General features: G+C 71.6%; 8 protein-coding genes. 2 read left to right on the top strand and 6 right to left on the bottom strand.

The genetic code is table 11. The features are described from left to right. The first annotated feature begins 65 nt into the window (after nucleotides 1–65). Both ACZ7LV_RS26020 and ACZ7LV_RS26015 read left to right on the top strand, forming a co-directional pair. Entirely contained in the window at nucleotides 66–761 is a 696-nt protein-coding gene (locus ACZ7LV_RS26020; protein ID WP_471942632.1) for an NUDIX hydrolase, read from the top strand. Between the two features lie 77 nt (nucleotides 762–838). Beyond that, on the top strand, nucleotides 839–2,038 hold the full coding sequence (locus ACZ7LV_RS26015) for a MarP family serine protease (protein WP_471942631.1): 1,200 nt from the start codon (nucleotides 839–841) through the stop codon (nucleotides 2,036–2,038). 36 nt (nucleotides 2,039–2,074) lie between these two features. On the opposite strand, the gene ACZ7LV_RS26010 is transcribed toward ACZ7LV_RS26015, so the two are convergent. The 6 genes from ACZ7LV_RS26010 to ACZ7LV_RS25985 all read right to left on the bottom strand — a co-directional run bounded on the left by ACZ7LV_RS26010 (nucleotide 2,075) and on the right by ACZ7LV_RS25985 (nucleotide 11,425). Next, a complete protein-coding gene (locus ACZ7LV_RS26010; protein WP_365450424.1) occupies nucleotides 2,075–2,254 on the bottom strand; it encodes a hypothetical protein in 180 nt (59 codons plus the stop codon). Between the two features lie 139 nt (nucleotides 2,255–2,393). Further along, a complete protein-coding gene (locus ACZ7LV_RS26005) occupies nucleotides 2,394–3,332 on the bottom strand; it encodes an alpha/beta fold hydrolase (protein ID WP_471942629.1) in 939 nt (312 codons plus the stop codon). After that, the gene (locus tag ACZ7LV_RS26000) at nucleotides 3,329–3,844 is read right to left on the bottom strand and encodes a phage holin family protein (protein WP_401675647.1); all 516 of its coding nucleotides are present in this window, start codon (nucleotides 3,842–3,844) and stop codon (nucleotides 3,329–3,331) included. Before ACZ7LV_RS26000 ends, ACZ7LV_RS26005 begins: the two co-directional genes overlap by 4 nt. Nucleotides 3,845–3,984: 140 nt before the next feature. Then, nucleotides 3,985–5,406 carry a Na+/H+ antiporter NhaA gene (nhaA, locus tag ACZ7LV_RS25995; RefSeq protein WP_471942627.1) on the bottom strand — a complete coding sequence of 474 codons (1,422 nt, stop codon included), beginning with the start codon at nucleotides 5,404–5,406 and terminating at the stop codon, nucleotides 3,985–3,987. A gap of 223 nt (nucleotides 5,407–5,629) precedes the next feature. Continuing rightward, nucleotides 5,630–7,585, bottom strand: coding sequence for an acetate--CoA ligase (gene acs, locus ACZ7LV_RS25990; RefSeq protein ID WP_471942625.1), 1,956 nt, complete (start codon nucleotides 7,583–7,585; stop codon nucleotides 5,630–5,632). A gap of 285 nt (nucleotides 7,586–7,870) precedes the next feature. Continuing rightward, nucleotides 7,871–11,425: a SulP family inorganic anion transporter gene (locus tag ACZ7LV_RS25985; RefSeq protein WP_471942623.1), complete on the bottom strand. Its 3,555-nt coding sequence runs from the start codon at nucleotides 11,423–11,425 to the stop codon at nucleotides 7,871–7,873. Nucleotides 11,426–11,619: the final 194 nt, after the last annotated feature.

Genomic DNA, 11,619 nt, shown 5'->3' with positions numbered 1-11,619 from the left:
ACGCCCCGCCCCGGAACGATCTCGGTGCTGTGCCGCGTTGGACCATCAGGACGACGGGGGTGGCGATGACACGGGCGAGTGAGACCCGAGGCGGCTCGGTGGCGCTCAGCAGGGACGGGCTGCCCGAGTGGCTGGACCCCGTGGTGCGCGCCGTCGAGACGGTCGAGCCGCGCCAGCTGAGCCGTTTCCTGCCGCCGAAGGACGGCGGGGGCCGCCAGTCGGCCGTCCTCGTCCTGTTCGGCGAGGGCCCGCGCGGCCCGGAGCTGCTGCTGATGGAGCGGGCCAGCTCGCTGCGCTCGCACGCCGGGCAGCCCTCCTTCCCCGGTGGCGCCCTCGACCCGGAGGACGGCGATCCGAAGGCCGACGGACCGCTGTGGGCGGCTCTTCGCGAGGCCGAGGAGGAGACGGGCGTGGACCCGGCCGGTGTGCAGCTGTTCGGCGTGCTGCCCAAGCTCTACATCCCGGTCAGCGAGTTCGTCGTGACGCCCGTGCTGGCCTGGTGGCGGGAGCCGAGCCCGGTGGGCGTCGTGGACCCGAACGAGACGGCCCGCGTCTTCACGGTCCCCGTGGCGGATCTCACGGACCCCGCCAACCGTGCCATGGCTCTGCATCCCAGCGGCCACCGAGGTCCGGCATTTCTGGTCGAATCGGCCCTTGTCTGGGGTTTCACCGCGGGGATCATCGACCGGCTGCTGCACTACGCGGGCTGGGAGAGACCGTGGGACCGGGACAAGCAGGTCCCGCTCGACTGGCGGTCATGACAGGGTGACCTCGTGCTGTTGCCGGGTCCCCGGCCGAGCAGGTGTGATCGCGGAGTGATGAGGCGAGGCTTGAAGCGGTGAACGTGCTGGACATCCTGTTGCTGGTCGCCGCCGTGTGGTTCGCGATCGTGGGCTACCGCCAGGGCTTCGTCGTCGGCATCCTGTCGGTGATCGGCTTCCTCGGCGGCGGCCTCGTCGCCGTCTACCTGCTGCCCGTCATCTGGGACGCCCTGACCGCCAACGCGGAGGTGAGCACCACCGCCGCCGTCGTCGCGGTCGTCGTCGTGATCGTCTGCGCCTCCGTGGGCCAGGCCCTGACGACCCATCTGGGCAACAAGCTGCGCCGGTACATCACCTGGTCCCCGGCCCGCGCCCTGGACGCGACCGGCGGCGCCCTCGTCAACGTCGTCGCCATGCTCCTGGTGGCGTGGCTGATCGGCTCGGCGCTGGCCGGCACCACCCTGCCGACGCTCGGCAAGGAGGTGCGCAGCTCCAAGGTGCTGCTCGGCGTGTCCCGGGCGCTGCCCACGCAGGCCGACACCTGGTTCGCGGACTTCTCCTCCGTCCTCGCGCAGAACGGCTTCCCGCAGGTCTTCAGCCCCTTCGCCAACGAGCCCATCACCGACGTGCAGCCGCCCGACCCGGCGCTCGCGGGCAGCGCCGTCGCCGCCCGCGCGCAGCGTTCCATCGTCAAGGTGATGGGCACCGCGCAGAGTTGCGGCAAGGTCCTGGAGGGCACCGGCTTCGTCTTCGGCGAGCGCCGGGTGATGACCAACGCGCACGTGGTGGGCGGCGTCGAGGAGCCCACCGTCCAGATAGGCGGAGAGGGCCGTCGCTACGACGCGACGGTCGTCCTCTACGACTGGCGGCGCGACATCGCGGTACTCGACGTGCCCGATCTGGACGCGCCCGTGCTGAAGTTCGCCGCCGACGACGCGGCGAGCGGGGACGGCGCGATCGTCGCGGGCTTCCCGGAGAACGGCGCGTACGACGTGCGCTCCGCGCGCGTGCGGGGGCGCATCACGGCGAACGGCCCGGACATCTACCACCGGGGCACGGTCCGCCGCGACGTCTACTCCCTGTACGCGACCGTACGGCAGGGCAACTCCGGCGGCCCCCTGCTGACGCCCGACGGCGAGGTCTACGGCGTGGTCTTCGCGAAGTCCCTCGACGACGCCGAGACGGGATACGCGCTGACCGTGGACGAGATCCGCGAGGACATCACCAAGGGCCGTACGGCGAACCAGCAGGTGGGCAGCGACAGCTGCGCCCTGTAGTCCGTGCGGGCGCCCGGTCGTCGGGCCGTTCGGGGATCAGCCGCGCGGATGACGCAGCCGTACCGAGACCCAACGGGCCCGGCGGCGCAGAATGCGCGGGATGCCCACCCTCGGGTCTGTGGCCGCCAGTTGGGGCGTACCCCGGCGGTGGGTGCCCGGACCGTTGGCCGAGCGGCGAGTGCGTGCTGCGTCACTGTAGTCGTGCGTCCAGCCCATACCTCGACGTCTGCCCCGTCCCAAGGTCCATAACCGCCTCCGGGGTGCCCAATTGGCTTATGCGCCGGGCATTTGGCAGTTCGTCGTACTGGTGTGCCGCTCCGCGTACCGGGCGGGAGCCCGGGCCCGCCCAGCGGGCTCAGCGGTCCGGCTCGGGGTCCTTCAGCCAGCTGATCAGCTCGTGGGAGAACGCCACCGGGTCCTCCTCGTGCGGGAAGTGACCGAGACCGTCGAACAGGCGCCAGCGGTAAGGGGCTTCGACGTACTCGCCGGAGCCGGCCGCGCTGCGGGTGCGCATCACCGGGTCGAGGGAGCCGTGCAGATGCAGCGTCGGCACCCGGACCGGGCGCTTCATCCGGCGGTAGAACTGGACGCCGTCGGGCCGCGCCAGCGAGCGGACCAGCCACCGGTACGGCTCGACCGAGCAGTGCGCCGTGGACGGGATGCACATCGCACGCCGGTACGTCTGCACCGCCTCGTCCTCCGGCAGCCGCGGCCCGGACCAGTCCCGGATCAGCCGGCCCACCAGCGCCCCGTCGTCCGCGACCAGTTGCCGCTCCGGGATCCACGGCCGCTGGAACCCCCAGATGTGCGAACCGGCCGCCGTCTGCCGCGCGTCGGCCAGCATCGCCGAGCGCCAGCGCCGGGGGTGCGGCATCGACGACACCACCAGACGGCGTACCAGCTTCGGCCGCATCACGGCCGCCGTCCAGGCCAGATAGCCGCCGAGGTCGTGCCCGACCAGCGCCGCGTCCGGCTCGCCGAGGGAGCGGACCACGCCGGTGATGTCGAGGGCGAGGTTGGCCGGGTCGTAGCCGCGGGGGGTGCGGTCGCTGCCGCCGACGCCCCGCAGGTCCATGGCGACGGCCCGGAACCCGGCGTCGGCGAGCGCGACCAGCTGGTGCCGCCAGGCCCACCAGAACTGCGGGAAGCCGTGCACCAGCATCACCAGCGGCCCGTCGCCCAGCTCCGCGATGTGGAAGCGCGCGCCGTTCGCCGCCACGTCCCGGTGCGTCCAGGGGCCGTCCGGCCGGACGACCGAGGCGGGCTGCGCCGAAGGGGTGTCGGGTTCCGTCATGACGACGAGCGTGCCACAGCCTCGATGGCCTCGGGCGCGCGGTCCCGCGGGGACGCGGGCAGCGCCGGCCGCTCGGGGCGCTCGGGACGCGGGTGCGGCTTGGCCTTCTGCAGGACGCCCGCCGACTCCTTCACCGACGCGGCGACCTTCTGCGGGCCCTTGCTCTTCTTCGCCTTCTTCGCGAAAACCACACCGATCAGCGCCAGCACGAGGGCGATCAGGACGTTGGCCGCGAACGAGAGCAGGAAGCAGACCGCGAGGTTCCACCCGCTCCAGGTCCGGATGCCGTACGCCAGCGCGAAGTTGAGCATCGGCAGGGAGAACAGGAGCAGCCCGCCGGCCGCGGTGAACGCGCCGCCGCTCGTCGCACCGCGTTTGACGTCCTGCCTCAGCTGGGCCTTGGCCAGCGCGATCTCGTCGTGCACCAGCGCCGACATGTCGGCCGTCGCCGAGGCGAACAGCTGGCCGATGCTGCGTTCGGCGCCGACCGGGCTGCCGTCGGGTGCGCTCATCGCGGTCTCCCTCTTCTGCGTACTGCTGCGTACGGGGTCCGTCGCTGTCTGACTGCGGACGCGAACCGTCGCCGTCCGACCGCGTACGTCCTCCGGTGTCTGACTGCGTACGGTCCCGTCTTTTGTACCGTCTCGTCAGATCATGCCGGACCGTCGCCCTCATCGCCTGCCCCGCCGCCCACTTCGGCAAGCTCGGCGGCCCTGACTTCGGCGAGTCGGCGGTGCTCGGCGGCCTTGCGCTCGTGGATCTGTGCCATCCGCAGGTGGTACGCGGGGTCGTGCTCCTCGTAGACGTCGGGGATGCCGTCGAGGTCGTCGTCGCGCTCCTCGTCCTCCCAGAGCTTGCGGTACTTGACGTTCCGTACCTTCAGCAGCACGGTCGCGATCAGCGCGGCCGTCACCGAGCCGGCCAGCACGGCGACCTTGATCTCGTCCGTCAGCGCGGCGTCGCCCTCGAACGCCAGCTCCCCGATGAGCAGCGAGACGGTGAATCCGATGCCGGCGAGCGAGGCGACGGCGAAGACGTCCGCCCACGCCAGGTCCTCGCTCAGGGTGGCCCGGGTGAAGCGCGCGGTCAGCCAGGTGCCGCCGAAGATGCCGACGGCCTTGCCGACGACGAGCCCGAGGACGACGCCGAGCGTCTCCGGCTTGGTGAACACGTCCCCGAGCACGCTGCCCGAGACCGCGACGCCGGCGCTGAACAGGGCGAACAGCGGCACAGCGAGACCCGCCGACAGAGGGCGCACCAGGTGCTCGACGCGCTCGCCGGGCGAGTGCTGCTCGCCCTCGTGGGTGGTGCAGCGCAGCATCAGGCCCATGGCGACACCGGCGATCGTGGCGTGCACGCCGCTGTTGTACATCAGCGCCCAGATCACCAGGGCCAGCGGGACGTAGACGTACCAGCCGCGCACGCTCCCCCGCAGCAGCAGCCAGAAGACGCAGAGCCCGGCGAGGGCGCCGCCGAGCGCGGCGAAGTTCAGGGAACCGGTGAAGAAGATCGCGATGATCAGGATCGCGAACAGGTCGTCCACGACGGCGAGCGTCAGCAGGAAGGCGCGCAGGGCGCTCGGCAGCGAGGTGCCGATGACGGCGAGCACGGCGAGTGCGAAGGCGATGTCCGTCGCGGTCGGTACCGCCCAGCCGGCCAGTGAGCCACTGCCCAGACCGTTCGTGAGGAGGTAGACCAGCGCCGGTGCTGCCATGCCGCACAGGGCGGCGACCACCGGAAGCACGGCCGCCTTCGGGTCGCGCAGATCGCCGGCGACCAGTTCACGCTTGAGTTCGATGCCCGCCACGAAGAAGAAGACGGCGAGCAGGCCGTCGGCCGCCCAGTGCGCCACGGAGAGGTCGAGGCCGAGCACGCCGGGGCCGAGGTGGAAGTCCGACACGGTCTCGTAGCTGTTCCCCAGCACGGGTACGTTCGCCCAGATCAGTGCGACGACCGCGGCGACCAGCAGAAGCACGCCGCCGACCGTCTCGGTGCGCAGCGCGTTCGCGACGAAGTTCCGCTCGGGCAGGGACAGCCGGGCGAACACCTTGCGGGCGGTGCGGGGGGCGGTCACGAGGAGGACCTCCGGTCGATGGGCAGCACGGAACACATGCCGACCAGACTTCCCGGCGCACCTTTGTACATTGTCGCATCGTTGACGCGTTCCTTAGGTTAGCTAAGGTACGGCGGGACGGCCAGGTGATCTTCACATTACGCGCGAAAGGGGCACCCGGCGCGACCGTCGCGCGTGCTGCGCTTCGGTCGCCGGGTGCCCCCGCCAGTTTCCGTCCTAGGGCTCAGTCCTCGCTGGGCGCCGCCGGGAGCTTCGCCTGGATGAGGTCCATGACCGTGGAGTCGGTCAACGTGGTCACGTCACCGAGCTGGCGGTTCTCGGCGACGTCACGCAGCAGACGGCGCATGATCTTGCCCGAGCGGGTCTTCGGCAGCTCCGCCACCGGCAGGATCCGCTGGGGCTTGGCGATCGGCCCGAGCGTGGTGGCGACATGGCCCCGCAACTCGCCGATCAGGTCCTCGCTCTCCGCCGCGCTGCCCCGCAGGATCACGAAGGCGACGATGGCCTGCCCGGTCGTCTCGTCCGCCGCGCCCACCACGGCCGCCTCGGCGACGGAGGGGTGGGAGACGAGCGCGGACTCGACCTCGGTGGTGGAGATGTTGTGCCCGGAGACGAGCATGACGTCGTCGACACGGCCCAGCAGCCAGATGTCGCCGTCGTCGTCCTTCTTCGCGCCGTCCCCGGCGAAGTACTTGCCCTCGAAGCGCGACCAGTACGTGTCGAGGAATCGCTGGTCGTCGCCCCAGATGGTGCGCAGCATCGACGGCCACGGCTCGGTCAGGACGAGGTAGCCACCGCCGCCGTCGGGCACCTCGTTCGCCTCGTCGTCGACGACCGTCGCGGAGATGCCGGGCAGCGGTGTCTGCGCCGAACCGGGCTTGGTCTCGGTGACGCCGGGCAGCGGCGAGATCATCATCGCGCCGGTCTCGGTCTGCCACCAGGTGTCCACGATCGGGGTGCGGTCGGAGCCGATGTGCTTGCGGTACCAGATCCAGGCCTCGGGGTTGATCGGCTCACCGACCGAACCCAGTACGCGCAGGCTGGAGAGGTCGAACTTCGCGGGGATGTCGTCGCCCCACTTCATGAACGTACGGATCGCGGTGGGCGCGGTGTAGAGGATCGTGACCTTGTACTTCTGCACGATCTCCCAGAAGCGGCCCTGGTGCGGGGTGTCCGGGGTGCCCTCGTACATCACCTGGGTCGCGCCGTTGGCGAGCGGCCCGTACACGATGTAGGAGTGCCCGGTGACCCAGCCGACGTCGGCGGTGCACCAGTACACGTCCGTCTCCGGCTTGAGGTCGAAGACCGCGTGATGGGTGTACGACGTCTGGGTGAGGTAGCCGCCGGAGGTGTGCAGGATGCCCTTCGGCTTACCCGTCGTGCCGGAGGTGTACAGGATGAACAGCGGGTGCTCCGCCTCGAACGCCTCCGGGGTGTGCTCGGCCGACTGACGGTCGACGAGCTCGTGCCACCACACGTCGCGGCCCTCGGTCCAGGCGACCTCCTGGCCGGTCCGGCGCACCACGAGGACGTGCTCGACGTTGCCCGCCTTCTCGGCGGCCTCGTCCACGGCCGGCTTCAGCGCGGACGGCTTGCCGCGTCGGTAGCCGCCGTCGGAGGTGATGACGACCTTGGCGTCCGCGTCCTGGATACGGGTCGCGAGCGCGTCGGCCGAGAAGCCGCCGAAGACGACGGAGTGCGCGGCGCCGATCCGGGCGCAGGCCAGCATCGCGACCGCGGTCTCGGGGATCATCGGCATGTAGACGGCGACCCGGTCGCCCTTGCGCACGCCCAGCTCCAGCAGGGCGTTGGCGGCCTTGGAGACCTCGTCCTTGAGCTCGGCGTAGGTGACGGCGCGGCTGTCGCCGGGCTCGCCCTCGAAGTGGATGGCCACGCGGTCGCCGTGCCCGGCCTCGACATGCCGGTCCACGCAGTTGTACGCGACGTTGAGCTCGCCGTCCTCGAACCACTTGGCGAACGGCGGGTTCGACCAGTTCAGCGTCTGCGTCGGCTCCTTGGCCCAGGTCAGCCGGCGGGCCTGCTCGGCCCAGAAGCCGAGCCGGTCAGCCTTGGCCTGTTCGTACGCCTCCGCCGTGACGTTGGCGCCCGCGGCCAGGTCGGCGGGTGGCGCGAACCTGCGCTCTTCTTTGAGCAGGTTGGCCAGGCTCTCGTTGCTCACGACATCTCCCTCTCGAAGGGTGTCCGTTGTGTCCCAGGCCACAGCTCATCAGACCTGACGGCCCGATGACAAGGGTCGACGGAATATTGGTTTAGACCTGTCGGGCGCCTGGTCATGGCGCACCCCGGCGTGGCGGGTCGGGCTCCGGACCGGTGACGGCACCCGGCCCCCCTACCCACGGACGGTGGCAGGAGCCGGTTCAGCCGTGGTGCGGCCGTGTTGCGGCCCTCACATCCCGGACCGCCCCTCCGTGCACGCGTCACGGAGGGGCGGTCCGGGCTCCGCTCAGGCGGACAGGCCCGCCGCGCGGACGGTGTCGAACACGAGCCCGTCGGCCGTGTCGGTCAGCAGATACGACTGTGCCTCCCCGACGTGGAAGTACATCCCGTGCAGCTCCAGCGCGTCCTCGCGCAGTGCCCGGGACACCGACTCGTGAGCGCGCAGGTGCTCCAGCTGCTGCACGACGTTGGTCAGGCACAGCTGCTCGGCCACGTCGGCGGGCGGCCGCCCGGCCAGCCGGGGCCAGGACGGGCCGTCACCGGCGATGCGCTCCAGGCTGGGCTGCCCGTGCCGCAGCCACCGTCTGAGCGGTGTGCGGGCGCTGCCCGGCTCGGAGTTGAGCAGCGCCTGCATGGCTCCGCAGCCCGAGTGGCCGCACACGGTGATGGACCGCACCTTCAGCACGTCCACCGCGTACTCGATGGCCGCCGCGACCGAGTCGTCGCCGCTCTCCTCGCCCGGCAGGGGCACCAGGTTGCCGACGTTGCGCACCACGAACAGGTCGCCCGGACCACTGGACGTGATCATCGAGGTGACCAGGCGGGAGTCCGCGCAGGTGAGGAACAGCTGATCGGGCCGCTGCCCCTCGCGGGCCAGCCGCGCCAGCTCGCCCCTGACCAGTGGGGCCGTGTTGCTCTGAAAGGCGCTGATGCCTCGGGCCAGTTGATGGTTGCCGGAGGTGTCGGTGAGGGGATCGGGGGCGGTGTTGCGCCTGTCGAGGTCGGTGCCGTACGGGGCCTGTGGGCCGGCCGGGGACCGTGAGCCCTTCGGGCTCTTCGTCCCCTTGGAACCGAACGGGCTCGCACAGCCCGCCGGTGCCGCCGGGTTCATCGGCGCCTTGGCCCTGCCCAGACCGACGGAATCCATGGCGGCCGCGAGGTCCTCCCGGCCTACGGGGCCCTTTGGGCCTGCGAAGCGATCCGGGCCCATGGGGCCCTCTCGGCCTGAGGTGCCGCCCAAGTCGGCGGAACCCGTTGCGACCGCGAGGTCGTTCCGGCTTGAGCCGTTACGGTCTCCGGGGCCGTCCGGACCTGCGGAGCCGTTACGGACCGCGGAACCGTCCGGGCCTGTCGAGCCCTTACGGTCCGGCGGACCGTCCGAGCTTGCCGAGCCCTTACGGACTGTCGAGCCGTCCGGGGCTGTGGGACCGTCCGGGCCTGGGGAGCCGTTACGGACTGTGGAGCCGTGGCTTGTGGAGCTCCTCCGGACTGTCGAGCCGTCCGGGTGTGTGGAGCCGCCCGAGCCTGGGGAGCCCTCGGCCGACGTTCGGGCCGAGCCTTCCGGTCCCACCGAGCCCGTCCGGTCGACGGACCCGTCCCGGTCCGGGGAGTCGTCCCGGCCCACGGAGCTGCCGCGCCCCGGGGAGTCGTCCCGGCCCGGGGAGTCGTCCCGGCCCACGGACCTGTCCCGACCCATGGAGTCGTCCCGGCCCGGGAAGCCGTCCCGCTCTGCGGAACCCTCGCGGACCACGGAGCGTTCCGTTCCCCCGGAGCCTTCCCGGAGCACGGAGCCGTCCTGGCTTGCGGAGCCCTCCAGGACCGTTGAGCCCTTCAGCCCCACGGAACTCGCTCGGCCCCGGGAACCCTCCAGTGCCGCGTCGCCCTCCCACTTCTCGGAACTGTTCCAGCACTCGGAGTCGCTCCGGCCCGCAAGCCCCGGGGAGCCCTGCCCGCCGGCGGAGCCCTTCCAGCCCTCGAAGGTCTTGGCGCCCCCGGCGCTCGAGGAGGCCTTGCAGCTCGCGAGGACCTTGGAGTGCTCGGTGCTCGCCGACGCCTTCCAGCCCACGAAGCCCTTGGCGCGCTCCGAACTCACCGAGCCCCAGACAGGCGCCGGGCCACCGGATCCGTCCGGCCCCGTCGGCGCCTCCAGCAGCGTGGGCTGCACCTCGCACTGGTGGTTGCGCCACGGTGTCCAAGGGCTGCACCGGCAACCGGCGGCAGGATCCGGTTCGTCCGCCCAGCCGTCCCCGCGGTGACCGGGGAACCTCATGGGCTCGGCGATGCGGACACCGGAGCGGCGGCCGATCAGCTCGACGGCGCCACCTGTCGCGGTGTGGGTGTTCTGCCAGTCCTGCAGGGTCTCGTAGGCCGCGTGGTCCATGAACGAGCCGTCCAGCTCGACGAGGACGTCGGCGCCCTGGGGCACGAGATGCAGGGCCCGGCTGAGCCGTGGCACCGCGAGGAAGGTCAACTGGCCTCGTACCTGTACGTGATGGACTCCCTCCGTCACCTCATGGGTGATCCGGGTGCGGGTGAGGCGGTGCAGGGCGACGCCGACGGCCACGGCGATCCCGAACGCCACGCCCTCCAGTACGCCGAAGACCACCACGCCGAGGGTGGTCACCACGTAGACCAGCACCTCACGGTGGCGGGTCACCGTGCGGATGTGGTTCAGCGAGACCATCTGGATGCCGACGGCCATCACCAGGGCGGCGAGCGAGGCGAGCGGGATGAGCTCCAGGAGCGGGACCATCAGCAGCGCGGCGATCACTACGAGAACGCCGTGCAGCATCGTGGAGTTCCGGCTGACGGCACCGGCGTGCACGTTCGCGGTACTGCGCACGGCAACGCCCGCGACGGGCAGTCCGCCGAGTCCACCGGAGACGATGTTGGCGGCGCCCTGACCGAGCAGTTCGCGGTCCAGGTCGGAGCGAGGGACCCGCGCGGCGAGTCCGGGCCGGGCGGCGGCCATCTTGTCGACGGCGACCGCGCCGAGCAGCGACTGCACGCTGCACACGAGCGTGGTGGTGAGCACGGCCGCGACCAGGCCGAGCACCGGGCCCTCGGGCAGGCCGGCCAGGGCGTGACTGCTCCAGTTGGGCAGCTCGACCTTGGGCAGGGTGAGCCCCACCAGCGAGGCCGCCGCGGTCGCGCCGGCGACGGCGACGAGCGCGGCCGGCGCCTTGCGCAGCAGGTTGCCCGCCCGGCCGGGCAGCCGGGGCCAGGCCAGCAGCAGGGCGAGTGTGAGCGCGCTGGTGGCGACCGCGGCCGGGTGCAGATGGGCCAGTTGTGCGGGCAGCGCACGCAGGTTGTCCAGTACGGCGCTCTGCGGAGTGCCGCCGAGCACGATGTGCAACTGGGCGACGGCGATGGTGACACCGATGCCGGCCAGCATGCCGTGCACGATCGCGGGGCTCACGGCGAGCGCGGAGCGGGCCACGCGCAGGCAGCCCAGCCCGAGCTGGGCGAGCCCGGCGAGCACGGTGATGGCGCAGGTCGTACGCCATCCGTAGCGGTGGATGAGGTCGGCGGTGACGACCGTGAGGCCGGCCGCCGGACCGCTGACCTGGAGCGGTGAGCCGCCGAGCCGTCCGGCCACCAGGCCGCCCACGGCCGCGGCGACGAGCCCCGCCTGGAGCGGTGCGCCGGTGGCGAGCGCGATGCCCAGGGACAGTGGCAGCGCGATCAGGAAGACGGAGATGGCGGCCGAGACGTCGACTCCGGCGATACGGAACCGGAAGCGCCGGCCGGGCGGCGGACTGTGGGGCGGGTGGACCCGCTTCGGTCGGTGGGGGTCGGGTCGGTGGGGTTCGAAGGCATGGGTGGGGACGCTGGCTGACATGTTTCCCGTCTCCTCCGGGGCAGCGCGGTCGCGGGGACAAGGGGTCCCCCGCCGAAGCGGGGTGGGGGGTCGCGGCCGTGGGTCACGGCGTGCAGCGGCGGGATCAGCAACTTTCAGTAAACGAATCGTAATGCAGAGTAAAGGACGAGCATGGACTTTCCGGGCAAATGGGTTAAGCAATCACTCCGGAGTGT

It is taken from the genome of Streptomyces sp. NPDC107562, from assembly GCF_055657325.1.
Note: the sequence above shows the minus strand (reverse complement) of the source record. Positions and strands in the feature narration are given on the sequence as shown.